Origin of the sequence: Pseudomonas sp. T8 (assembly GCF_024610635.1) — a bacterium.
Taxonomy (GTDB): domain Bacteria; phylum Pseudomonadota; class Gammaproteobacteria; order Pseudomonadales; family Pseudomonadaceae; genus Aquipseudomonas; species Aquipseudomonas chlororaphis_I.
Map to the genome: position 1 here is coordinate 1,899,647 of NZ_CP102374.1, position 24,176 is coordinate 1,923,822.

Below are 24,176 nucleotides of genomic sequence, written 5' to 3' on the forward strand. Positions count from 1 at the left end.
CGAACCATGTCCATCTACGAGCAAGGCCTCGCGCCGACGGCCGTCAACCATATCGCCCTGTCCCCCTTGAGCTTCATCGAGCGCACCGCCGCCGTTTACCCCGATTACCCGGCGGTGATCCACGGTTCGATCCGCCGCACCTGGGCCCAGACCTACAGCCGCTGCCAGCGCCTGGCCTCGGCCCTGGCCGGGCGCGGGATCGGCAAGAACGACACGGTGGCGGTGATGCTGCCGAACATCCCGGCCATGCTCGAAGCCCATTTCGGCGTGCCGATGATCGGCGCCGTGCTCAACGCCCTCAACGTGCGCCTGGACGCCGAGGCCATCGCCTTCATGCTGGCCCACGGCGAGGCCAAGGTGCTGATCGCCGACCGCGAATTCCACGAGGTGATCCACGCCGCCGTCGCCATGCTCGACCAGCCGCCCCTGGTGATCGACCTCGACGACCCCGAGTACGGTGAGGGCCAGCCGGTCAGCGAGCTGGACTACGAGGCCTTCCTCGCCGAGGGCGACCCGGCATTCGCCTGGCAGTGGCCGGATGACGAATGGCAGGCCATCGCCCTGAACTACACCTCGGGCACCACCGGCAACCCCAAGGGCGTGGTCTATCACCACCGCGGCGCCTACCTCAACGCCCTGGGCAACCAGATGACCTGGGCCATGGGCAACCACCCGGTGTACCTGTGGACCCTGCCGATGTTCCACTGCAACGGCTGGTGCTACCCCTGGACCGTCACCGCCCTGGCCGGGGTCCATGTGTTCCTGCGCCGGGTCGACCCGCAGAAGATCCTCAACCTGATCCGCGAGCACCAGGTCACGCACCTGTGCGGCGCGCCCATCGTGCTCAACGCCCTGGTGAACATGCCGGACTCGGCCAAGGCGGCCATCGACCACCCGGTCAATGCCATGGTCGCCGGGGCCGCGCCACCGGCCAAGGTGATAGGCGCGGTGGAGGAAATGGGCATCAAGGTGACCCACGTCTACGGCCTGACCGAGGTCTACGGCCCGGTAACCCTGTGCGCCTGGCACGCGGCCTGGGACGAGTTGCCCCTGGAACAGCGGGCGCAGATCAAGTCGCGCCAGGGCGTGCGTTACCCGACCCTGGAAGGGGTGATGGTGGCCGACCCGAAAACCCTCGAACCCACGCCCCGCGACGGCCAGACCATCGGCGAGATTTTCATGCGCGGCAACACAGTGATGAAGGGCTACCTGAAGAACCCCAGCGCCACCGCCGAAGCCTTCGAGGGCGGCTGGTTCCACACCGGCGACCTGGGGGTGACCCACCCGGACGGTTACGTGGAGATCCGCGACCGGCTCAAGGACATCATCATTTCCGGTGGCGAGAACATCTCCACCATCGAACTGGAAGGCGTGCTCTATCGCCACCCGGCGGTGCTGGAAGCCGCGGTGGTGGCGCGGCCCGACGAGAAATGGGGCGAGACGCCCTGCGCCTTCATCACCCTCAAGGCCGATCACCAGCAGGTCAGCGAGGCGCAGATCATCGCCTTCTGTCGGGAACACCTGGCGGGCTTCAAGGTGCCGCGCACCGTGGTGTTCAGCCAGTTGCCCAAGACCTCCACCGGCAAGATCCAGAAGTTCGTCCTGCGCGACATGGCGAAAAACCTCTAGTTTGAATAGACAGAAACCCCGCGCACGTCGTTGTCCTGCTGGGAGTCGGCATGGCGGGGTCTAGCCTTTTTGAATCACCCGGCCCCGGCCGTTCAACCTCCACTCTTGCCCGAGGTTCCTGCAATGCCCGAATTCAACGCCCCCCTGCGCGACATGCGCTTCGTTCTCCATGAGGTGTTCAACGCGCCCAAGCTCTGGGCCCGGCTGCCGGCCCTGGCGGAGACGGTGGATGCCGACACCGCCGACGCGATTCTCGAAGAGGCGGCCAAGGTCACCGGCCAGCTGATCGCCCCGCTCAACCGCAGCGGCGACGAGGAAGGCGCCACCTGGGACAACGGCCGGGTGCGCACCCCCGCCGGTTTCAAGGAGGCCTACGGCACCTATATCCAGGGCGGCTGGGTCGGCCTGAGCGGCAACCCGGCCTACGGCGGCATGGGCATGCCGAAGATGCTCGCGGTGCAGTTCGAAGAGATGCTCTACGCCGCCAATTCCAGCTTCGCCCTGTATTCGGCCCTGAGTTCCGGCGCCTGCCTGGCCATCGACGCCCACGCCAGCGAGGCACTCAAGCAACTGTACCTGCCGCCCATGTACGAAGGCCGCTGGGCCGGTTCCATGTGCCTGACCGAGGCCCATGCCGGCACCGACCTGGGGATCATCCGCACCCGCGCCGAACCCCAGGCCGACGGCAGCTACCGGATCAGCGGCAGCAAGATCTTCATCACCGGCGGCGAGCAGGACCTGACCGAAAACATCATCCACCTGGTCCTGGCCAAGCTGCCGGACGCCCCGGCCGGGCCCAAGGGCATCTCGCTGTTCCTGGTGCCGAAGATCCAGGTCGACGCCCAGGGCAACCTCGGCCAGGCCAACGCGGTGAGCTGCGGTTCCATCGAACACAAGATGGGCATCAAGGCCTCGGCCACCTGCGTGCTGAACTTCGACGGCGCCACTGGCTGGCTGATCGGCGAAGCCAACAAGGGCCTGGCGGCGATGTTCACCATGATGAACTACGAGCGCCTGTCGATCGGCATCCAGGGCATCGGCTGCGCCGAGAACGCCTACCAGAACGCCCGCACCTACGCCCGCGAGCGCATCCAGAGCCGCTCGCCCGCAGGCCCGGTGGCCAAGGACAAGATCGCCGACCCGATCATCGTCCACCCCGATGTGCGGCGCATGCTGCTGTCCATGAAAGCCATGACCGAGGGCGGCCGGGCCTTCGCCAGCTACGTCGGCCAGCAGCTGGACCTGGCCAAGTTCGCCGACCAGCCCCACGAGCGGCACAACGCCGAGGCCCTGGTGGCGCTGCTGACCCCGGTGGCCAAGGCGTTCTTCACCGACACCGGGCTGGACAGTTGCATCCTCGGCCAGCAGGTCTTCGGCGGCCACGGCTATATCCGCGAATGGGGCCAGGAGCAACTGGTGCGGGATGTGCGCATCGCGCAGATCTACGAAGGCACCAACGGCATCCAGGCCCTCGACCTGCTGGGCCGCAAAGTGGTGGGCAACGGCGGCGTGGCCCTGCGCCTGTTCACCGGCGAGATCCGCGACTACGCCTACCTGCCCGGCGCCGCCTACGCCGCCGAATTGCTGGACGCGGTGCAGCGCCTGGAAGACCTCAGCGACTGGCTACGGGAGCAGGCGGTGCAAAACCCCAACGCGGTGGGCAGCGCCTGTGTCGAATACCTGCATCTGTTCGGCTATGTGGCCTACGCCTACCTGTGGGCGCGCATGGCCCAAGTGGCCGAGCACAAGCACGCCGAGGACGAAAGTTTCTACGGCGCCAAGCTGGCCACGGCGCGCTTCTACTTCAGCCGCCTGCTGCCACGCATCCTCAGCCTGGAACAGAGCATCCGCGCCGGCAGTTCCTCGCTGTTCGGCCTGGAAGCGGAGCAGTTCTAACCCCCTCGGGCGGGGCCTCTGTGCCCCGCCCTGCTGCACGGCGGCTGATGCAAAACCGGCGGCGGCCTTGCATACTGCGCGCCCCGAACACCGCCCAAGGAAGAAACGTGTTGGCGCCTGCCCCGATCATTGCCCGGCCAGCCATGCTGCTGCCCGGCACTGCACACCTGATCCGCACCTTCGCTACTCGCCCATTCCAGCCTGGTGAACCGGCCCTGTCCGCCACCGGCAGTGGCTTGCCATTCCTTTGAATCCGGCACGCCCCGTGCCATCCCCTTTCCTGTCTTTGTCGAGTACGCCCATGCATCGCCTGTTCACTTTGTGGTTATGGATCAACGCCCTCCTGAGCGGAATCGCCGTGGCGGCCCCGCTGTCCGTGATGGTGTTTACCGATCTGCAACTGATCGTCCCCCGGGACGTCAGCGGCACCCTGTTCGGCGGGGCCATGGGCTTTCAGCTGTACCTCGGCATCTGGCTCCTCTGCGCCCTCGGCCTGGGCCTGGCCCTGCTCACGCGCATGCCCGGCGCCCGCCTGGCCTGGATCGTCGCCGGCCTGGTGCCGCTGCTGCTGGGCGCCTGGTGGCGGATCAATTACCCGGACGATGCCGACGGCAACCTGATCTTCAGCCCGCAAGCCTGGGAGCTGGACTACGCCATGGCGATCGGCTGCGGCCTGGTCTTCAGCGGTCTGTACTGGTACCGGCGTGGGCGCCTCAAGCCCCGCCCGGTCGCCACTAGCGCGGATGTGCTGCTGCCCCGGACCGTCGGCGCGCTGATCCTCGCCGGCGTGTTCCTCCTCCCGCCGCTGAACTTCATCAAGCAGCAGGCCCTGCCCAACTGTGCGTTCAACAAGGCCGGGCAACAGCTGACGGTGTGCCTGGGCGATGACCCGAACGAACAGGTGATTGTCGACTGAAAGAGGGCTGTGGCCCCGGCTCGAACAGCCCGGCGAGCAGCGCATGTCGCTGCGCCGGAAACCGGGCCCGGGCCACCGGCAAATTGCATTGCATCGCCTACCGTCGCAGGATGTCTGCCCTGACCCACAACCGCTCAAAGGACGTGCTCATGACAATTCGTGCTGTGGTTTTCGATTTTGGTGGCGTGCTGTTCGACTGGAATCCGCACCATCTGTACCGCCAACTGATCCCTGACGATACCCGCCGCCAATGGTTCCTCGACACCATTTGCACCCAGGCCTGGAATACCCGGCAGGACGCCGGGCGAACGCTGGCCGAAGCGACCCGCAGCCTGGTGGCCGAACACCCGGAACATGCGCCCCTGATCGAGGCCTATTACGGGCGCTGGCCGGAAATGCTCCGCGGCCAGCTGGATGACGGCGTGGCCTTGCTGGAAGACCTTCACCTGGCACAGATGCCGCTGTTCGGGCTGACCAACTGGTCCCAGGAAACCTTCCCCTATGCCTGGGACAACTATCCGTTCCTGCAGCGTTTTCGCGACATCGTGGTGTCCGGGCAGGAGCGGCAGATCAAGCCTGACGCAGAGATCTACCACACCACCCTGCAACGCATCCGCGCGCACCTGCCGGAGGTGGCGCCCCAGGAGCTGGTGTTCATCGACGATCACGCGCCGAATATCGTCGCCGCCAAGGCCCTGGGCTGGAATGCGATTCACCACCAGTCGGCGGCTGAGACCCGGCGCCAGTTGCAGGCGTTGGGGTTGGGGTTGTCGGTTTGAACTGAGGCGGGCGCGCCAGCCCGTCAGGTTGTCGGCTGGTACCGCGCGCGGTAGCGCCCCGGGCTTTCGCCAGTCCATTTCTTGAACGCGCGGTGGAAGGCGCTGGGCTCCTGGAAGCCGGTGCGCTCGGCGATTTCGCCGATGCTCGCGCGGCTCTGGCGCAGCAGTTCGACGGCCATGCCGCGGCGCACTTCGTCCTTGATTTCCTGGTACGACACGCCCTCGCGCTCCAGGCGCCGCCGCAGGGTGCTGGGGCTGACCTGCACCTCGCCGGCGAAGGCTTCCAGGGTCGGCCACTGGCTGTAGTGACTGCGGCGCAGACGTTGATAGACCTGGGTCGCCAGGCCGTGCTGGTTGCGAAAACGGATCACCAGCCATTGCGGCGCGCTGCGCAGAAAGACCTTGAGCGAAGCCAGGTCCTGGACCACCGGCAAGCGCAGGAAGCGGCTGGCGAACTCGATTTCGGTGCGCTCGGCGCCGAAGGTCAGGTTCGGTCCCCAGAGCAAGGCATCGTCGCTCAGGGACAGGCGCGGATAACGGAAGTCGGCGCGGTCGATGGCAATGCGCCGCCCGCCGAGCCAGCACAGCAGGCTGATCATCAGCACCAGGAACGTCTCTTCGCCAAAACGCCCGGTGGCCTCATCGCGAGGCTGGCTGTCGAGGCTCAGCACCGCGCGCTTGCCGCGCACACTGAGGCTGCCGCGAAAGTCGCGCAGGAACAGGCCGAAGTTGGCCAGGCATTGGCGCAGGGCTTTTTCCAGGGTCGGCTCCTGGATCAGCCCCCGGCAGATCAGGGCGAAAGCCCCCGGCGGTAGGCCGTGGGAATCGAGCTGGAAAAACTCGTCTTGCAGCTCGCGGATCTGGATCAGCCACAGGGCCGCGAACGCGCTGGCCGGCACCCGCGCCTCGGGCTGGCCGAGCAAGGCCGGATCGATGCCCGCCTCGGCCAGCACCGCGGCCAGGCGCTCGGGCCGCTCACGCAAGGCGTGGACCATGACCTGCACGAAGTAGACCGCGACCGAATCCTTTTCCCGCATGGAATGACTGCTCTCTGTGGCTGTGAACATGGCAAAAAACGCCAGCGCGGCTGAGCGCTTTTGGCATAGGCCGGGGTCGGCGCGGGCACTAGACTCGCGCCTCGAAGGTTGCATTGCAAGACGCGTTCGCGCTGCTCTGCGACACGCCCGGACGAAGAAAGAGAAGCCAAGATGAATCTGCAGAATATCGGCGTGATCGGCGCCGGCACCATGGGTAACGGAATCGCTCAGGTCTGTGCCCAGGCCGGGTTCGAAGTGACCTTGCTGGACATCAGCGACAGCGCCCTGCAAAAGGCCCTGGCCACGGTGAGTAAGAACCTCGACCGGCTGATCGCCAAGGGCAGCCTGGACGAAGTACAGAAACAGGCGACGCTGGGGCGCATCCGCACCAGCACCGACTACGCCAGCCTGGTCGACGCGCACCTGGTGATCGAGGCCGCCACGGAAAACCTCGAGCTGAAACTGCGGGTGCTGCAACAGATCGCCGCCCAGGTTGCCAGCACCTGTGTGATCGCCTCCAACACCTCGTCGCTGTCGATCACTCAGCTCGCCGCCAGCGTCAGCGCGCCCGAGCGCTTTATCGGCCTGCACTTCTTCAACCCGGTGCCGGTGATGGGCCTGATCGAAGTGATTCGCGGCCTGCAGACCAGCGACGCGACCCACACCCTGGCCCTGGACATGGCCACGCGCCTGGGCAAGGTCGCGATCACCGCCGGCAACCGCCCGGGCTTCGTGGTCAACCGGATCCTGGTGCCGATGATCAACGAGGCGATCCTGGTGTTGCAGGAAGGCCTGGCCAGCGCCGAGGACATCGACGCCGGCATGCGCCTGGGCTGCAACCAGCCGATCGGCCCGCTGGCCCTGGCCGACCTGATCGGCCTGGACACCCTGCTGGCGATCCTTCAAGCCCTCTACGATGGCTTCAACGACAGCAAATACCGGCCCGCGCCGCTGCTCAAGGAAATGGTTGCCGCCGGTTACCTGGGGCGCAAGACCGAACGCGGCTTCCACCGCTATGGCTGAGCGTTGCTCGCGTTTTGCCGAAAGCCGCGACAAGGCCCTGGAGCTGTTCGCCAGCAAGGGCTTCGGCCAGGTCGGCATGCGCGAGCTGGCGAGCCATCTGGGGCTGACCCCGGGCTCGCTGTATCACCATTACCCGAGCAAGCAGCACCTGCTGCTGGACCTGATCGAAGAGTTCTACGACGAACTGCTCGATACCCTGGGGCGCATCGAACGGCGGCGCAAGGCGCCGGACGATCGCCTGCGCACCCTGATCCGCGCCCACCTGAAACTGCACCGGGAACTGCCCCGGCATTTCCGCCTGGTGGAGCGCGACAGCGGTTGCCTGAACCCGGACCAGCAGGAGCGCGTGCGCCAGCTGCGCGAGCAATATGAACGCCGCCTGCTGATGCTCCTCGGCCCGCTGCCGCGGCTCGGCGACGCGGTGCTGCTGGCCACCGGGCATGCCATCGCCAGCCTGCTCAACCATGCGCCCGGCTGGCTGGCCGAACAGCCGTTGGCCGAACACGAGCGCGAAACCCTGCTGGAACACCTGCTCAGCGGCGCCCTGGAACGGCTGTTGAACAGCTCGCCGCAGAGTGCCGTGGCCTGACGCCGGGCCGGGGGCGATCCTGCCCTTTTCCGCCCACGTCCTGGACGTCGAAGTGCGCAGCGCCGCTTGTATTTATTCTTCGTAAGCCTCGCCCTGCTGATTGCCAAACGCGCTATATCGCCGCGCCAGTTGCTTGTCCCGCCTGAATATATTTTTTCCCGATAACGGCTATTCAAAGTTATTCAGTGGCCCTTGCGTTTGCCCCGAGCCCGGCCTGCTTAACTGCAAAAGCTGCCGGATAGCGCAGTCTCTACAACCTCCCACGGAAGGCAACGCCATGAGTTCATCCTCGCAACATGTCATTCCGCCCTATGGAGTGGCGATTCAGAAAGCAATCTCCCTCGGCAACCTGCCGCAGATGAAGTCCCTGCTCAAACAGCGCGATAAATCCCAGAAAGAATCCAAGGATCTGAGCAGCGCTTACGAGCAGTTGGCACAGGAAGTCGCCCGTCTGGAACGGCGCTAAGGCCGTTCCATTTTCTAATGCACTGGAGGCAATCATGTCCGGTTCCACTACGTCCCCTGTTGGCCTGTTTCCGCTCAGCTACCGGATCGGCAATCCGACCCCGGGCGCGCCGAGCCTTACCCTCGACCTTCTGGTCTACACCCCCGAGCAGACCGTGCGCGGTACCTCGGTGGTGACCCAGGCCACCAACCCGCCGCTGGACCTGCAGTCCGATGTGTGGGGGCAATACACCTACCTCACCGTCATGCCACCCAGCTCGAGCAAGATCCTGGTCACCGCCCAGGGTAACCAGGGCGGGCCGGGCTCGAACTCGATCGTCACCTTCAAGATTCAACTGGTGGTGGACCACGACTGGAAGAACGGCATCGCCAACTACCAGTACTACAACGGCCAGCGCTGGGTATCGGTGGAGAACGCACCGGCCCACCTCGTCGAGTCGGTACCCTCCTACGCCTTGTCAGCCCTGCCAATACCACTGGAGCCCGGCCCGGTCCTGCTGCCGTATCCACCGATCACCCCGCTGTATGCCGCGCCGATCCATGGCGCCATCGCCAGCGGCGACTTGACCCAGATGAAGAGCCTGGCCAGCCTGGCCCAGCAGCAACTGGACCAGTTGCCCCAGCTGCGCAGCGCGCTGGATGCGGCCAAGGACGAGATCGGCCGGCTCGAGCGGCGCTGACCACGGCGTGCCAACCCACCGACTTCCCTGAACAAGAACAAGGAGTTGCACCATGCAAACTGGACTGTTCCATACCCGTATCCAAGCCACCACGGGGCTGTTGGGTGCCCCGGTTCTGACCCTCGACCTGTTGGTCAACACCGTGCAGAAAAAAGTCAGCGGCGTGGCCCGCGTGTTCAAGAGCACTTACCCGCCGGTGAACTTCTTCGCCGACGTGTGGGGCGACTATTCCAAGGCACAGCTGCACCCGTCGACCGAAGGCCACATCATCCTGAGCCTGACCGGCAACCCCAGCGGCCCGACCAGCCAGATCGCCGCGACCTTCCACCTGCACGGGATTCTCGGGCTCGACTGGGCCAGCGGTTTCGCCAGCTACAAATACTGCTACCAGGGCAACTGGCAGGACGTGCAGCACGCCACGGTCAGCCAGGCGTCGATCCCGCACCCCGAGCCTGTGCCCCATCACCCCGTGCCGCTGTATGCGGTGGCGGTGCAGCAGGCGCAAAGCAGCGGTGACCTGGCGCAGCTCAAGGCGGTCGTCCGCCAGGGCGAGCAGCAACTGGCCAGCAGTGATGCGCTGCGCAGCGCCTTGCAGCAGCTGAACGCCGAGATCGCCCGCCTCGAAGCTCGCTGAGCAGTGGCGTCCGGGCCTGGCCTTCCTTCCTCGGGGCCAGGCCCGGTCCTCCATTGCAAACCATGTGTCCGCTCGGGCCGGCACCGCCAGGGACGGCGCGGACATCCACCAGGTTCGTGCCGCGCGCCTGTGTGCGCCCAAAGGACTGTCCATGTCAGCCAATCGCCCCGCCCGCTACCTCAGCGAAACCGACCTCAAGCGTTACGTACCGGTGCATGTGGTCTGGGAAATCACCCTCGCCTGCGACCTCAAGTGCCTGCATTGCGGCTCGCGCGCCGGCCATCGACGCCCCAACGAACTGAACACCCAGGAATGCCTCGACGTGATTGACGCCCTCGCCGCCCTCGGCACGCGGGAGGTCACCCTGATCGGCGGCGAAGCCTATTTGCGCAAGGACTGGACCCGCCTGATCCGGGCCATCCACGACCACGGCATCTACTGCGCGATCCAGACCGGCGGGCGCAACCTCACCCCGGCGAAAATGCAGGCCGCGGTCGAGGCCGGGCTCAACGGCGTGGGGGTTTCGCTGGACGGCCTGGCGCCCTTGCATGACGCCGTGCGCAATGTCCCGGGCTCCTTCGACAAGGCCGTGGACACCTTGCGCCGGGCCAAGCAGGCCGGGCTCGCGGTCAGCGTCAACACACAGATCGGCGCGGCCACCCTGCCCGACTTGCCGGAGCTGATGAACCTGATCATCGAGCTGGGCGCCACCCATTGGCAGATCCAGCTGACGGTGGCCATGGGCAACGCGGTGGATCACCCGGAACTCTTGCTGCAACCCTATCAACTGCTGGAAGTCATGCCGCTGCTCGCGCGCCTCTACCGCGAAGGCCAGGAACGCGGCCTGCTGATGAACGTGGGCAACAACATCGGTTACTACGGCCCATACGAGCATATGTGGCGCGGTTTCGGTGACGAGCGCGTGCACTGGAGCGGCTGCGCCGCCGGGCAAACGGTGCTGGCCCTGGAAGCCGACGGCACGGTGAAAGGTTGCCCGTCACTGGCGACGGTGGGGTTCTCCGGCGGCAATGTGCGCGACATGAACCTGCACGACATCTGGCACTACAGCGAAGGCATGCATTTTGGCCGCCTGCGCTCGGTCGACGACCTCTGGGGTTATTGCCGCACCTGCTACTACAACGACGTGTGCCGCGGCGGCTGCACCTGGACCTCGCACTCGCTGCTGGGCAAGCCGGGCAACAATCCGTACTGCCACTACCGCGCCCTGGACCTGCAGAAAAAGGGCCTGCGCGAACGCATCGTCAAACTCGAGGACGCCGCCAAGGCCTCGTTCGCGGTCGGGCGCTTCGACCTGATCACCGAACGCATCGACACCGGCGAGACGGTCAGCAGCGTCAGCGACAGCGGCCAGGTGATCAAGCTGGCGTGGATCAACCAGGGGCAGAAATCCCCCGAGGAAGGACGCCTGCCCACCCGGTTGGCCCTGTGCCGCAGCTGTTGGCAATACATCCATAGCCACGAAACCACCTGCCCGCACTGCTCGGCCGATGTGGCCAGCGCCGAGGCCGACTACCTGGCCGACCGCGCCCGGCAGCAGGCGATCATGGATCGCCTGACCGGCCTGCTGGGGATGCCCCAGACCCGACTGGTATAGCGCCACCCCAGGCTCGCCGCCGACTCGGCGGCGGGCCTGACAGGGAGTGCACCAAGGGCGATAACCCGCCACCGCCCCATGAGAAAACCGTCTAAGAACAAGCCCACTGCCACCCAGGTTTAGGCTTTGCTAGTGGAGGTCTCAATCCATCGGTTTTTTGCCAGCGGGCCGGCTTATCCGGCGCGCCCGCTGCCCTGCCATCCGGGAGTCACCAGCATGAAAATCAATCCCTACCTGATCTTCAACGGCGATTGCGCAGCCGCCTTCAAGTTCTACGCCCAGAGCCTGCAAGGCACCCTCGAAGTGATGATGACCTTCGGCGAAAGCCCCGCCCGCGAGCATGTTCCCGCCGAGTATCACAACCTGATCATCCACACCCGCCTGCTGGTGGGCGACCAGGCCATCATGGGCTCGGACAGCACGCCCGATCGGCCTTACGCGGGGATCCACGGCTGCTCGATATCGCTGAATGTCGACAGCATCGCCGAGGCCGAGCGGGTGTTCGCCGCGCTGGCGGACCAGGGCACTGTGCAGATGCCGTTGGAGGCCACCTTCTGGGCGGCGCGTTTCGGCATGCTGGTCGACCGCTTCGGCGCCTCGTGGATGATCAACTGCGAAAAGGACCAGTGACAGGCGCTGGTGGTTAAGCCCAAGGTGCCGTGGCGATCCGCGGCACTTCAGGCTTCGCCCTTGGCCTCCATCACCTGCAGCGCCCCCAGGCGCTGACGTATGCCTTCGCTGGCCATCGGCCCGGCCTGGACCGTGCAGTGCTCCAGCGGCACCGGGCGGCCATCGACCAGGTCAGCCATCATCGGCCGCACCGGCCGGCCGGTGGCGCGCTCGACGATCTGCACGCTTTCCCCTTCCGGCGCGTAATGGCGATTGCCCCAGGCAACGAACGCCATCAGCACCACACGAAAATCCTCGCCCCGGGCCGTCGGCACATACTGGTAGCGCAGCGGCCGCTGGCTGTAGGCCTGGCGCTCGAGCAAGCCGGCCTCGACCAGCGAATTCAAGCGCCGGGTGAGCATGTTGGGGGCGATCTCCAGGCTGCGGGAAAACTCCTCGAAACGCCGCAGGCCATGCAGGGCGTCGCGCATGATCAGGATGCTCCACCACTCGCCCACCCGCTCCAGACTGCGGGCAATCGGGCATTCGTCGTGAAGGAGGGTCTTGCGTTGCATGGCGGTTCCTCGGAGTTCGCAGTTGCGTATTTGTGGTTCGGGCATGTTACTTTCATGATGATAGTGACGTCCATAGAGCGACACACCCCACTCGAGATGAAGGAGCTGAAGGTCATGAATAAACGCATTGTCGTCACTGGCATGGGCGCATTGACCCCGCTGGGCTGCGGCGTCGAACAGGTCTGGCAACGCCTGCTGGCCGGGCAATCGGGTATCCGCCGGCTACCGGAAGAACTGATCGGCGACCTGCCGATCAGCATCGGCGGCCAGGTTCCGGACCGCATCCAGGACCCGCAGGCCGGCTTCGATCCGGACGCGCTGCTGGCGCCCAAGGAACAGCGCAAGATGGACCGCTTCATCCTGTTCGCCCTCGCCGCCGCCCAGGAAGCACTGACCCAGGCCGGCTGGGCACCGCAGACCGCCGAAGCCCAGGAACGTACCGCCACCATCATCGCTTCGGGCGTGGGCGGTTTCCCGGCCATCGCCGACGCCGTGCGCACCACCGACAGCAAGGGGCCGCGGCGTCTTTCGCCGTTCACCATTCCGTCCTTCCTCAGCAATATGGCCGCCGGTCATGTGTCGATCCAGCATGGCCTGAAGGGGCCGCTGGGCACGCCGGTGACGGCCTGCGCCGCGGGTGTCCAGGCCATCGGCGACGCCGCACGGATGATTCGTGCCGGGGAGATCGACGTCGCGGTCTGCGGCGGCACGGAAGCCACGATTCACCGGGTCAGCCTGGCCGGTTTCGCTGCCGCGCGCGCCCTGTCGAGCGATTTCAACGACACCCCGGAACGTGCTTCGCGGCCCTTCGACCAGGCCCGTGACGGCTTTGTGATGGGCGAAGGCGCCGGCCTGCTGGTGATCGAGGAGCTGGAACACGCCCTGGCCCGCGGCGCCACGCCGATCGCCGAACTGGTGGGCTACGGCACCAGCGCCGACGCCTATCACATGACCGCCGGGCCAGAAGATGGCGACGGTGCCCGCCGCGCCATGCAACAGGCGTTGCGTCAGGCCGGCGTCGAGCCGTCCCAGGTCCAGCACCTGAACGCCCACGCCACCTCGACCCCGGTGGGCGACAAAGGCGAACTGGCGGCGATCAAGAGTGTGTTTGGCAACAGCAGCGAGCTGGCCATCGCCTCGACCAAATCGGCCACCGGCCACCTGCTGGGCGCTGCCGGCGGGATCGAAGCGATCTTCACCATCCTGGCGCTGCGCGACCAGATCGCCCCCGCCACCCTCAACCTGGAAAACCCGGATGCCGCCGCGCAAGGCCTCAACCTGATTCGTGGCCAGGCGCAGCCGCTGGCGATGGAATACGCCTTGTCCAATGGCTTCGGCTTTGGCGGGGTGAATGCCAGCGTGCTGTTCCGGCGCTGGGGGTAAGGCCGGGATTGTTCGCCGGGCATAACGTGGTTTCAGTGTGGCTTCGCTGGAACTTCGATGTGCCCGGCCCGCCTTGTGCAACGGGGTATTTTCAGTCGGATGTCGACACGTCCGGCACCTTCGCCAGGTTGCCGTGCATGTCGTCCGATCTCAAAGGTAGGGAGGATGGGCGGCTGCGAGCCAGCCTCGAACTGACCAAACTGTAATGACGCTGAATTTATAGCGGCTGGATCGGGCTTTCCCTAGGACGATCGTGCCAACCCCCCCCTTGCCTGGCCCACACCCTCCACATGAATGAGTAGCTTGGGCGCAGATTCCGGGGCACGCAGTCACCAGGCTCCGCAATCCGAGCGAAGAAGAACAAGAAGACTTCAGCTCTTGTTTTTTTTCATGACTTTTTAGTTTGTGAGGGAAAACGAACCATGGCGATATTCGACTACAAGGGCCAAGACGGCCGCGTGCTCATTTCAGATGCCTGGAACCTTGCCACCTACACCAGCGGTGTAGCGACGGTAGGGGCGCTCTACAATCTGCCCGGGGCAGTCCTGGGCGAAGGCAACACCTTTGTCCTGCCCAAGGGCTGGCGCGAGATCAGCGCCAGCGACCTGGGCATCGACGGCAGCCACCTCGACCTGACAGGCAGCTTCAAGGGCGAGAACGTATCCGGCTCCCAGGCCAAGGTATTCGGCCAATACGACGAGAGCGGCAAGCTGGTCAAAATGGGCTTTTCGATTGCCGGCACCAACTCGCCGATGGACCTGCTGGGCTATCCGGCGATGATCGACAACTCCTATATCCACGGCTACGACTACCTGCTCGACTCGATCAAGAACTACGCCACTAACCATAACCTGACAGGCAAGGATGTACTGGTCACCGGCTACAGCCAGGGCGGCTCCGTGACCAACAGCATGTACCTGGGCAGGGACACCCTGGCCGACGGCTTTTTCAAGGATTCGGACTACTTCGGCATGGCCTCGCCCAAGGCCAGCAACAGTGACGGCATCTTCAACTTCGGCTTCGAAAACGACATCGTGCATCGGCTGATCGGCGAACAGACCGACCTGAGCGGCGCCATTCTCGCGGCCCTCAAAGGCAGTGACGCCAGCTACACCTCGACCACCGACAACATCGTGCTGTTCGACACGGTCTACGCCCTGCCCACCTGGCCCAACGGCCCCTTCTCCGTGGTCAATCCCAACGGCTGGGTGGCGCACCTCGAAGGCATCTTCATCAACCCTATCCAGCGCATCGGCCAGTCGACGTTCTACGACTACATCGAGCGCGACAGCACCATCATCATCAGCAACCTCGACCCGGTCAGCCGCAGCTTTACCTGGGTCAGCGACAAATACTCCGCCACCTCCAACCACTTCGGCACTCCGGCCTTTCTCCTCGGCACGGACAGCGCGGACAAGCTGCAGGACGGCAGGAACGACGACTTCCTGGACGGCTTCGCCGGCAACGACAGCTTCAAGGTCAGCACCGGTACCGACATCGTCGCGGGCGGGGTGGGCGACGACAAAGTCTTCCTGCAGGGTACGGTCTCCAGCTACGAAGCCGTGCGCCTGAGCGATGGCAGCCTGTTTCTCAACGACACCGGCGGGCGTTACGGCCTCAAGGAGCTGCACGACGTCGAACATGTCGAGTTCGAAGGCCTCCTCGGCCAGGCCTTGACCCCGGCCTATACCGTGACCAGCAGCAAGCTCAACTTCGAAGGCCTGTTCGGATCGGACAAGAGCTACGCCAAGGCCACCGAAGGCACGCAGTTGGCCGACCTCCTGAAGGGGACCGCCGGCCGCGACCTGATCTTCGGCCAGGGCGGTGACGACCTTATTGAAGGCGGCGCGGGCCATGATCTGCTGCACGGTGGCAGTGGCAACGACACCCTGCTCGGCGGCAATGGCAACGACGCCCTCTACGGCGGCGCACAGAACGACATCCTGGTCGGCGGCCTGGGCAACGACACCCTCAGTGGTGGCGTGGGCAGTGATCTGTTTGTCTTCGACCAGGGCGGGTTCGGCCATGACCTGATCAGCGACTTCAACGTTCACCAGAACGGGTTCGATCAGTTGGTGTTCTCCAAATCCCTGTTCGCCTCCGCGGCCGCGGTCATCAGCGCCACCAGCCAGCAAGGCAGCGACAGCCTGATCGTCGCGGGAGACAGCAGCATCACCCTGGTAGGGTTCAACCCCGCGCAACTCAGTGCGGACATGATCAGCCTGGTCTGACGCTCGATGGGCATACCCTCCATTCGTGTGAGGGTGTTGCTCCAACCGGCTTTGGCCATTTCAGAAACACAAAGGGTCCACCTTGGGGTGGGCCCTTTTTTGATCGTCCATTCTTCATTTAGGGCACTTGAGCCATCGGCAAGCTCACCCCACACACATCCGATGAAGACTCTGCTCTTGAGCTTGTATCGATCTGCTCCATCAGGCCGCTCCGGATACGCCGGATGGTTTGTTGCGGGCAGAAAAAACCCGGCTCGATGGCCGGGTTTCTGTTCAGTCAATCCTGCACTCGCAATACCGATCAGCAACCGCGAGCACTATGTCCTCAGGCGCATCACGAGCTCGCCATCAAGCACCTCGCCCGTCTCTAGAAAACCCTCGGAGGCATAAAGATTGCGCGCCCCAATATTCTCCGGCGCGACGCCCAGGGTGATGTCAGGACCTCCCGACAAGCCTCTCAGGTATGCCACCAGCGCACGCAGAGCTGCGCGTCCATACCCTAAACCTTGGTGGTGACGGTCAATCATCAGGCGATAGAGCCAGCGACCGTTATCATCCGGGTCGAGGGCATGCATAAGGAAGCCGACCATTTCTCCAGAATGAACGGCGCGCACCGCCAAGGGTTCACACCAAGGACATTCGGCAGCTTCTTCCAATGATTCGGCGTTGCTGGCAATAAAGTCGATCTGTTCGTCACGCACTTGCAGAGCGCGACATTCTGCTTCTTCATCGCGAGTGGATATCGGAGCAAGAAGCACAGCGGGGTAAAGCGTACGCATTGGGTTTTCTCCGCGGGGCAGTGATCGCCCCTCCAGCATTTCGTTGATGGTTCAGTAGCGAAAACATCGTTGGAATCTGGGTCATAGGGCACCTCCTTTTTTCTCGCGGATGGAAACCGATTGGCTGATCCGGCCAAGCGGCGGCGAAATTCTAGAAAACCTCACTTTAACGACGCAAGCGATAGCCATGTTTTGAAAAGAGGTCCTGGTCACCTGAAGCACAAACCCATGCAAACCCAGGATCCCTGGACGAAAGTTGATGAGCGCTCCGAGCAGAGCGAGCCGGCCGCTGCTTTCGCATGATTAAGGGTTAGTATCTCCGCTGGAAACTTCAGCAACGAAGGTTCGGCCCGATTCAGCCGATCAGCGTTCAACCTGTCATGGAAAACGGGAAGTGCTATGAACCAACATAAATGGCCTCTGCTTCTACTAGCAGTACTCGCGGCGGGCACGGGCGGTTGCAAACAAGAGGTGGCGGCTGCCTATAACGGGCCGTTCGGCCTGCAGATGGGCATGACCGCCGAGCAGGCCCGGGCAGTCACCGAGGTTCTGGGCAGCAACGATCGGCGCGACCTCATGCTGGTCGAGCACCCGCCGAGGCCGATTGCCGGGTTTGATCAGTTATCACTCAAGTTTGGTAAAGAAGCCGGGCTGTGCGAAATCTACACAGCGGTCGAGATGCCGGAGAATGCGCAGGACTCGGCCATTCGCGCCCGCTTCGAAGAATTGACTCGTCTACTCACCCAGCGCTATGGCGCGCCCTCGGTAGCCATCGACCAGGCAGTGGATGACGAGCGAGAGCAAGTCCTGGTGTCCCAGTGGCTGGCCTCCCAAGGGGCGAGTCTGGAAGGTGCGCAGGAAGCCGTGCTGACCGTCGGCAGACGCGATGTCGACCCCATCAGTATCAGCCTGTCCATTTCCGGCCCCGGTTCCGAACAGTGCCAGCAGGAGCAACGTCAGGGGCCGACCGACGCTTCTTGAATGGCGTCCAGGCATCACCAGGCACGCTGGCTTTTAAAGCGCTGACCGCCCCACTTATCGGTTAGTCCTGATTGCTACGTCCCTTTTCTTCTTGCAAAGAGGCATAAAGAAGCCCGCACTGCGCGGGCAAAGGGATGATCTGAATTTCACGCCCCTGACTCAGGGTCACTCGCGGGCATGCCACGAGGCTCATTGTCCTTTTCGTCCCGTGTGTCTGCGCCAGGATCATCGACGCGACCACTTTTCCCTGCTTCCGGGTGCTCACTCGACACCGAGTTGTTTACATCTACGTCGATCATCTCTTCATCGACCGGCGCTTCATCGTTCGCAGGCAATGGAACCTCAGGCTCCTTACGCTTTGGATCATGGCCCGCGTCGCTGTCCGTGGTTCGCGTTACACCCTGCTGCGACCAGCTACCGGGGGCATTCTCGTTAACTTTCATGCTGGCTCTCCGTTCTCAATGCTCGGGAAATCCGTGCCTTAAACGTGAGAAACGACAGCCCCCTGCAAGTGCCGAGAAATGGATAAACGGCGGTCAATAAAAAACCCGGCTCGGTGGCCGGGTTTCTATTCGGTCAACCCTGCGCCCCCAGGAATGACGGGCAAGCACCACCAGCACGTTGAACAAGGTTTGACGCTCGGTAACGCAAGACAAAGGTGACAGCAGGATCAATACGTGGCCGACGACACCACACCACGTCAATACCAACAGAATGAGAGCGAAGCGGTATCAGCTACAAACGTGAACGGTAGATCAATGAGAGCCAGTGGCCCTATGAACTGGGCGAGCTGATACTCAGTTTCTAATCCCTCATAGCAGTCATATGAACCATGTGAAACCGCGGCAAACCAAGCGCAGCCACTCAACTGCGAAATAGCCAACATCAAAATGAGCTTCCGTAGCACGTAATTTCCTTATTACTTTTCCACTGCTTGCTTCATAGACGCTCTCGAACAGAGCCAGTCACCCCTTCCCTCCAACCCCGCCCTCACCTCGGCAATCAGTGAATGAGTGCAGCGAGTCTTGTTGGACCGGTACCGCCATTCTGGATTGACTATGTCAGCACTACGCCAGGCACAGCTAGAGCACGACGACCGTATGCCACTACCGGTGAACGAAGATCTCATTGAAACGGAATAGCTGCAGGCGAACGCTGAGCGTCTGTTGATGGGCTACCGGATCGCCCACCCAGGGTATGCATCAATCAAAACTCATCGCTTGAAGCATACGTTTGGTCGCCGGCTTCGTGCAGCAGGCGTGGCGGAGGAAAAGAGGGAGGCATGAAGAAAAAGGCCAAGGTCACTCGAAAAGTCACTATGGCGGAAACAACAAAGCCGCTCGAAAGCGGCCCAGTCATTGAATTATATGGTCGGGACGGAGTGATTCGAACACTCGACCCCTAGCACCCCATGCTAGTGCGCTACCGGACTGCGCTACGCCCCGACTAGGCGTGTTACTGGGTTTGCTTCTTAACGAAGCGCTCAAGAATATATCGCAAGCTTTTGAAATTTGGAAGTATTTTCAAAGCAGAAAATCACTTCTTGAGTACCACCAGAACGTCCTCCAGTTCGGAGATCATCTGACGGATCAATTGCTTGTACTGTGTGGTGTCGTCTTTGGCTTCATCACCGGAAAGGCGCAGGCGTGCTCCACCGATGGTGAACCCCTGATCATAAAGCAACGCGCGGATCTGCCGGATCATCAGCACATCCTGGCGCTGATAATACCGGCGATTTCCGCGGCGCTTGACGGGGTTGAGTTGAGGAAACTCCTGCTCCCAATAACGCAGCACATGCGGTTTGACCGCACAGAGCTCGCTGACTTCACCAATGGTGAAGTAGCGCTTGCCCGGAATGACCGGGAGCTCGTCGTTATGACTTGGTTCCAGCATAAGCCTCAACTCGGGCTTTCAACTTCTGCCCTGGACGAAAGGTGACCACACGGCGTGCCGTGATCGGGATTTCTTCACCCGTCTTCGGGTTGCGGCCAGGTCGCTGGCGTTTATCCCGAAGGTCGAAGTTACCGAAACCGGACAATTTGACCTGTTCGTTGTCTTCGAGAGCGTGCCTGATTTCCTCAAAAAACAGCTCGACCAATTCCTTGGCCTCACGTTTATTCAGGCCCAGCTCTTCGTAGAGACGTTCGGCCATTTCAGCTTTCGTCAGAGCCCCCATACGTCACTTCCTTAACGTGGCGTTCAACCTGTGTTCGAGCGAGGTGAGGATATTTTGCGTCGTGGAGTTCACCTCATCGTCATTAAGAGTGCGCGATGGATGCTGCCAGGTCAAGCCAACTGCAAGGCTTTTTCTATGAGGATCAATGCCTTTACCTTGGTACACGTCAAACAACCTGAGGTCTGTCAGCCATTCGCCTGCATTCTCACGGATTACATCCAACACCGCACTGGCGGCAACATCGCGATCAGCCAGCAGGGCCAAGTCACGACGTACTTCAGGAAAACGCGACAACTCACGGAATTCCGGCATTTTTCCCGAGGCTACTTCGGCCAGAACCAGCTCGAAAACGAAGACCGGACGGTCGAGACCGAGGGTTTTCGACAATTCAGGGTGGATAGCACCGATATAGCCAACCAGACGACCTTCACGCTCGATGCGCGCGGTTTGACCCGGGTGCAACGCAGGGTGCTTGCCAGGCGCAAAAGTAAAAGCATCGAGTGCGCCGGCAAAGCCCAGCACCGCTTCCACGTCAGCCTTGACGTCAAAGAAGTCCACAACGTCGCGACCTTGTGCCCAACCTTCCGGCAGACGAGTGCCGCACACCACGCCGGCCAGCATCGGCTCTTGCTTCAAGCCTTCCAGTTGACCGACGAAACGCAGACCGCTCTCGAACAGACGGACACGGTCCTGCTGACGGTTCAGGTTGTGCTGAAGCGCCTTGACCAGCCCCGGCCACAGCGACGAACGCATGGCAGCCATGTCGTTGGAAATCGGATTGGCCAGCAACAGCGGCTCGACACCTGGATTAAACAACTCGAACTGTTTCGGATCGATGAAGCTGTAAGTAATAGCTTCCTGATAACCGCGGGCCACCAACAAACGACGCAGCTCAGGCAGATCGCTACGAGCTTCGGCCTTGGCTTGTGGAGCCAGACGCGCTTGTGGGTAGCGAACTGGCAGGCGGTTGTAGCCGTATAGACGAGCCAGCTCTTCGATCAGATCGACTTCCAGGCTGATGTCGAAGCGATGGCTTGGCACTTCAACGCGCCACTGCCCTGCTCCATCAGCGGAAATCTTCAGGCACAGGGCACCGAGCAGACGCTCGACCTCCGGCGCCTCGATTTCCATGCCCAGCATCTGGGTGATGCGCTCGGCACGCAGGGTGATCGGAGCGATCGACGGCAGGTGCTGCTCGCTGACCGCTTCGATAATCGGGCCGGCTTCGCCACCGGTGATCTCCAGCAGCAGGCCAGTGGCACGCTCCATGGCTTCACGGGCCAGTTGCCAGTCCACACCACGCTCGTAGCGATGCGAGGCGTCGGTGTGCAAGCCATAGGAACGAGCTTTACCAGCGACAGCGATCTGGTCGAAGAAAGCACTTTCCAGGAAAACATCGCGGGTGGTAGCAGCTACGCCACTGTGTTCGCCACCCATGACGCCGGCAATCGCCAGAGCCCGGGTATGGTCAGCGATAACCAGGGTATCGCTGCGCAAGGTCACTTCCTGGCCGTCGAGCAAGACCAGCTTCTCACCCTCTTCTGCCATCCGTACACGGATGCCACCGTTGATTTCGGCAAGATCGAAAGCATGCAGCGGCTGCCCCAATTCGAGCATTACGTAGTTGGTGACGTCCACAGCCGCATCGATGCTGCGTACGTCAGCGCGACGCAGACGCTCGACCATCCACAGTGGGGTCGGCCTGGACAGGTCGACATTGCGGACGACCCGGCCCAGATAACGCGGGCAAGCCGCGGGCGCCAGCACTTCAACCGGACGCACTTCGTCGTGCGCAGGCGCGACGGATAGCACCACTGGACGGGTCACTGGTGCGGCATAAAGCGCGCCAACTTCACGGGCAAGCCCCGCCAGCGACAGGCAGTCACCGCGGTTAGGAGTCAGGTCGACTTCAATGCTGGCGTCGTCCAGCTCCAGGTACTCACGGAAATCCTTGCCTACCGGCGCATCGGCCGGCAATTCCATCAGACCGTCATTGCCCTCTCCCACCTGCAGTTCTGCCTGGGAGCACAGCATGCCGTTCGACTCGACACCGCGCAGCTTGGCCTTCTTGATCTTGAAGTCGCCAGGCAGCTCCGCGCCGATCATGGCGAAAGGGATCTTCAGGCCCAGACGCACGTTCGGCGCACCGCACACGACCTGGAAGGTTTCCGCGCCATTGCTGACCTGGCAAACACGCAGCTTGTCGGCATCGGGGTGTTGCTCGGTGCTCAGCACCTCGCCCACCACCACGCCACTGAAAACACCGGCGGCCGGCGTCACGCTATCGACCTCAAGACCGGCCATCGACAGACGAGCAACCAGCTCGTCGCGACTTACCTGCGGGCTTACCCAGCCGCGCAGCCATTGTTCACTGAATTTCATCCTGCTCTCCTGAAAGATTCGTTACGGGCGTGCGACCTAGCGAAATTGCGCGAGGAACCGCAAGTCGTTGTCGAAGAACAGGCGCAAGTCATTCACGCCGTAACGCAGCATGGCCAGACGCTCGGCGCCCATACCGAAGGCAAAGCCCTGGAACTCTTCCGGATCGATCCCGGACATGCGCAGCACGTTCGGGTGAACCATGCCGCAGCCCATGACTTCCAGCCAACCGGTCTGCTTGCAGACACGGCAACCTTTACCGCTGCACATCACACATTCCATGTCGACTTCGGCGGACGGCTCGGTGAACGGGAAGTACGAAGGACGGAAACGCACCGCCAGTTCTTTTTCGAAGAACACCCGCAGGAACTCTTCGATGGTCCCCTTGAGGTCGGCGAAATTGATGTCGCGGTCGATCAGCAGGCCTTCGACCTGGTGGAACATCGGCGAGTGGGTGATATCGGAGTCGCTACGGTACACACGGCCTGGGCAGACAATGCGGATCGGCGGCTGCTGCGATTCCATGGTGCGGACCTGTACCGGCGAGGTATGGGTGCGCAACAGCATGTTCGCGTTGAAATAGAAGGTGTCATGCATCGAACGGGCCGGGTGGTGGCCTGGGATGTTGAGCGCCTCGAAGTTGTGATAGTCGTCTTCGACCTCAGGGCCTTCGGCGATGCCGTAGCCGATATGGGTGAAGAACTGTTCAATACGTTCCAGAGTCCGGGTCACAGGATGCAGACCGCCGGAGACCTGGCCACGGCCAGGCAGGGTCACATCGATGGACTCGGCGGACAGTTTGGCAGCCAGTTCGGCTTCTTCAAACAAAGCCTTACGCGTATTGAGAGCCTCTGTAACACGCTCCTTGGCAACGTTGATCAGGGCGCCGACCTGCGGACGCTCCTCTGCCGGCAAATTCCCCAGGGTCTTCATCACCTGAGTCAATTCACCCTTCTTACCAAGGTACTGAACCCGGATTTGCTCCAGGGCATTGATATCTTCAGCGCTTTGCACAGCCTCTAGTGCTTGAGAGACCAGCGCATCCAGGTTTTCCATGTACAGACTCCAGATACAAAATAGGGGAAGAGCTTGTAGGCTCTTCCCCTATTTATGACGTTTAACACCTGGGCCCACAGAGGTGAGCCCGGGTGACTGTCGGGGGTACTTAAGCCAGAGTGGCTTTAGCTTTCTCGACAATCGCAGCAAACGCCGCTTTTTCGTTCACTGCCAGATCAGCCAGAACCTTACGGTCGATCTCGATGGACGCTTTTTTCAGGCCAGCGATGAAACGGCTGTAGGACAGACCGTTGATACGAGCACCAGCGTTGATACGAGCGATCCACAGAGCGCGGAACTGACGTTTTTTCTGACGACGGTCACGGTAGGCGTATTGGCCTGCCTTGATTACCGCTTGCTTGGCAACACGGAATACGCGGGAGCGCGCGCCGTAGTAGCCTTTAGCAAGTTTCAGAATTTTTTTGTGACGTTTACGGGCAATGACGCCACGCTTTACACGAGCCATGAGTTACTTCCTCTATTCTTGATCCAAAAATTAACGAAGGCGCAGCATGCGCTCGACTTTTGCCACGTCAGACGGATGCAGCAAGCTGCTACCGCGCAGTTGACGCTTACGCTTGGTCGACATTTTGGTCAGGATGTGGCTCTTGAAAGCGTGCTTGTGCTTGATACCGTTAGCAGTTTTCAGAAACCGCTTAGCAGCACCACTTTTGGTTTTCATCTTTGGCATGTTCGGATACTCCGCATTCAGTTGATAAACATAATCAGAAGGCCTGCCGTGCC

Annotated in this window: 25 protein-coding genes and 1 tRNA gene; 15 read left to right on the forward strand and 11 right to left on the reverse strand. The window is 62.5% G+C overall.

Annotated features, from left to right (window positions below):
• The first annotated feature begins 6 nt into the window (after positions 1-6).
• The 5 genes from NRG23_RS08280 (at position 7) to NRG23_RS08300 (ending at position 5,220) form a co-directional block, all read left to right on the forward strand.
• On the forward strand, positions 7-1,629 hold the full coding sequence (locus NRG23_RS08280) for an acyl-CoA synthetase (protein WP_257374347.1): 1,623 nt from the start codon (positions 7-9) through the stop codon (positions 1,627-1,629).
• Between the two features lie 123 nt (positions 1,630-1,752).
• A complete protein-coding gene (locus NRG23_RS08285) occupies positions 1,753-3,525 on the forward strand; it encodes an acyl-CoA dehydrogenase C-terminal domain-containing protein (RefSeq protein WP_028682096.1) in 1,773 nt (590 codons plus the stop codon).
• A gap of 107 nt (positions 3,526-3,632) precedes the next feature.
• The gene (locus tag NRG23_RS08290; protein ID WP_157756462.1) at positions 3,633-3,776 is read left to right on the forward strand and encodes a hypothetical protein; all 144 of its coding nucleotides are present in this window, start codon (positions 3,633-3,635) and stop codon (positions 3,774-3,776) included.
• A gap of 50 nt (positions 3,777-3,826) precedes the next feature.
• The gene (locus NRG23_RS08295; RefSeq protein ID WP_198920003.1) at positions 3,827-4,441 is read left to right on the forward strand and encodes a hypothetical protein; all 615 of its coding nucleotides are present in this window, start codon (positions 3,827-3,829) and stop codon (positions 4,439-4,441) included.
• A gap of 149 nt (positions 4,442-4,590) precedes the next feature.
• Positions 4,591-5,220 (forward strand): HAD family phosphatase, encoded by a 630-nt coding sequence (locus tag NRG23_RS08300; protein WP_038631322.1) that lies wholly within the window; start codon positions 4,591-4,593, stop codon positions 5,218-5,220.
• Positions 5,221-5,243: 23 nt separating this feature from the next.
• On the opposite strand, the gene NRG23_RS08305 is transcribed toward NRG23_RS08300, so the two are convergent.
• The gene (locus NRG23_RS08305) at positions 5,244-6,257 is read right to left on the reverse strand and encodes an AraC family transcriptional regulator (RefSeq protein ID WP_124302308.1); all 1,014 of its coding nucleotides are present in this window, start codon (positions 6,255-6,257) and stop codon (positions 5,244-5,246) included.
• A gap of 171 nt (positions 6,258-6,428) precedes the next feature.
• On the opposite strand from NRG23_RS08305, the gene NRG23_RS08310 reads away from it, so the two are divergent.
• From NRG23_RS08310 to NRG23_RS08340, 7 genes are all read left to right on the forward strand, one after another.
• The gene (locus tag NRG23_RS08310) at positions 6,429-7,280 is read left to right on the forward strand and encodes a 3-hydroxybutyryl-CoA dehydrogenase (RefSeq protein WP_009048145.1); all 852 of its coding nucleotides are present in this window, start codon (positions 6,429-6,431) and stop codon (positions 7,278-7,280) included.
• Positions 7,273-7,869: a TetR/AcrR family transcriptional regulator gene (locus NRG23_RS08315; RefSeq protein ID WP_009048144.1), complete on the forward strand. Its 597-nt coding sequence runs from the start codon at positions 7,273-7,275 to the stop codon at positions 7,867-7,869. Before NRG23_RS08310 ends, NRG23_RS08315 begins: the two co-directional genes overlap by 8 nt.
• A gap of 277 nt (positions 7,870-8,146) precedes the next feature.
• On the forward strand, positions 8,147-8,335 hold the full coding sequence (locus tag NRG23_RS08320) for a DUF1843 domain-containing protein (RefSeq protein ID WP_009048143.1): 189 nt from the start codon (positions 8,147-8,149) through the stop codon (positions 8,333-8,335).
• A 34-nt stretch (positions 8,336-8,369) separates the two neighbouring features.
• Complete coding sequence (locus NRG23_RS08325) at positions 8,370-9,014, forward strand: DUF1842 domain-containing protein (RefSeq protein WP_016704870.1); 645 nt, start codon at positions 8,370-8,372, stop codon at positions 9,012-9,014.
• A gap of 52 nt (positions 9,015-9,066) precedes the next feature.
• On the forward strand, positions 9,067-9,648 hold the full coding sequence (locus tag NRG23_RS08330; protein ID WP_009048141.1) for a DUF1842 domain-containing protein: 582 nt from the start codon (positions 9,067-9,069) through the stop codon (positions 9,646-9,648).
• A gap of 151 nt (positions 9,649-9,799) precedes the next feature.
• Positions 9,800-11,263, forward strand: a complete 1,464-nt coding sequence (locus tag NRG23_RS08335; protein ID WP_009048140.1) for a GDL motif peptide-associated radical SAM/SPASM maturase — start codon at positions 9,800-9,802, stop codon at positions 11,261-11,263.
• Between the two features lie 216 nt (positions 11,264-11,479).
• Positions 11,480-11,893 (forward strand): VOC family protein, encoded by a 414-nt coding sequence (locus tag NRG23_RS08340; protein ID WP_053268614.1) that lies wholly within the window; start codon positions 11,480-11,482, stop codon positions 11,891-11,893.
• A 47-nt stretch (positions 11,894-11,940) separates the two neighbouring features.
• Here the strand turns inward: NRG23_RS08340 and NRG23_RS08345 are convergent, their stop codons facing one another.
• Complete coding sequence (locus NRG23_RS08345; RefSeq protein WP_009048138.1) at positions 11,941-12,447, reverse strand: helix-turn-helix domain-containing protein; 507 nt, start codon at positions 12,445-12,447, stop codon at positions 11,941-11,943.
• Between the two features lie 114 nt (positions 12,448-12,561).
• On the opposite strand from NRG23_RS08345, the gene fabF reads away from it, so the two are divergent.
• Both fabF and NRG23_RS08355 read left to right on the forward strand, forming a co-directional pair.
• Positions 12,562-13,830, forward strand: a complete 1,269-nt coding sequence (gene fabF / locus NRG23_RS08350) for a beta-ketoacyl-ACP synthase II (protein WP_257374348.1) — start codon at positions 12,562-12,564, stop codon at positions 13,828-13,830.
• 422 nt (positions 13,831-14,252) lie between these two features.
• Positions 14,253-16,061 carry a calcium-binding protein gene (locus tag NRG23_RS08355; RefSeq protein ID WP_257374349.1) on the forward strand — a complete coding sequence of 603 codons (1,809 nt, stop codon included), beginning with the start codon at positions 14,253-14,255 and terminating at the stop codon, positions 16,059-16,061.
• 317 nt (positions 16,062-16,378) lie between these two features.
• On the opposite strand, the gene NRG23_RS08360 is transcribed toward NRG23_RS08355, so the two are convergent.
• Positions 16,379-16,840, reverse strand: coding sequence for an N-acetyltransferase (locus NRG23_RS08360; RefSeq protein ID WP_223815563.1), 462 nt, complete (start codon positions 16,838-16,840; stop codon positions 16,379-16,381).
• Between the two features lie 399 nt (positions 16,841-17,239).
• Here NRG23_RS08360 and NRG23_RS08365 point away from each other — a divergent pair, with 399 nt between their 5' ends.
• The gene (locus tag NRG23_RS08365; RefSeq protein ID WP_257374350.1) at positions 17,240-17,821 is read left to right on the forward strand and encodes a hypothetical protein; all 582 of its coding nucleotides are present in this window, start codon (positions 17,240-17,242) and stop codon (positions 17,819-17,821) included.
• Between the two features lie 146 nt (positions 17,822-17,967).
• Here NRG23_RS08365 and NRG23_RS32680 read toward each other — a convergent pair whose 3' ends face one another.
• The 8 genes from NRG23_RS32680 to rpmI all read right to left on the reverse strand — a co-directional run bounded on the left by NRG23_RS32680 (position 17,968) and on the right by rpmI (position 24,123).
• Positions 17,968-18,264, reverse strand: coding sequence for a hypothetical protein (locus NRG23_RS32680; RefSeq protein WP_124337960.1), 297 nt, complete (start codon positions 18,262-18,264; stop codon positions 17,968-17,970).
• A gap of 925 nt (positions 18,265-19,189) precedes the next feature.
• Positions 19,190-19,266, reverse strand: a tRNA-Pro gene (locus NRG23_RS08375).
• A gap of 91 nt (positions 19,267-19,357) precedes the next feature.
• Positions 19,358-19,714, reverse strand: a complete 357-nt coding sequence (locus NRG23_RS08380; protein ID WP_007920509.1) for a MerR family transcriptional regulator — start codon at positions 19,712-19,714, stop codon at positions 19,358-19,360.
• On the reverse strand, positions 19,695-19,997 hold the full coding sequence (gene ihfA / locus NRG23_RS08385; protein ID WP_002553164.1) for an integration host factor subunit alpha: 303 nt from the start codon (positions 19,995-19,997) through the stop codon (positions 19,695-19,697). The genes NRG23_RS08380 and ihfA overlap by 20 nt, the downstream gene beginning before the upstream one ends.
• Before the next feature lie 3 nt (positions 19,998-20,000).
• Complete coding sequence (pheT, locus tag NRG23_RS08390; RefSeq protein ID WP_257374351.1) at positions 20,001-22,379, reverse strand: phenylalanine--tRNA ligase subunit beta; 2,379 nt, start codon at positions 22,377-22,379, stop codon at positions 20,001-20,003.
• A 36-nt stretch (positions 22,380-22,415) separates the two neighbouring features.
• The gene (gene pheS / locus NRG23_RS08395; protein WP_007920512.1) at positions 22,416-23,432 is read right to left on the reverse strand and encodes a phenylalanine--tRNA ligase subunit alpha; all 1,017 of its coding nucleotides are present in this window, start codon (positions 23,430-23,432) and stop codon (positions 22,416-22,418) included.
• Positions 23,433-23,541: 109 nt separating this feature from the next.
• The gene (gene rplT, locus NRG23_RS08400) at positions 23,542-23,898 is read right to left on the reverse strand and encodes a 50S ribosomal protein L20 (RefSeq protein WP_007905879.1); all 357 of its coding nucleotides are present in this window, start codon (positions 23,896-23,898) and stop codon (positions 23,542-23,544) included.
• Positions 23,899-23,928: 30 nt separating this feature from the next.
• Complete coding sequence (gene rpmI, locus NRG23_RS08405; protein ID WP_002553160.1) at positions 23,929-24,123, reverse strand: 50S ribosomal protein L35; 195 nt, start codon at positions 24,121-24,123, stop codon at positions 23,929-23,931.
• Positions 24,124-24,176: the final 53 nt, after the last annotated feature.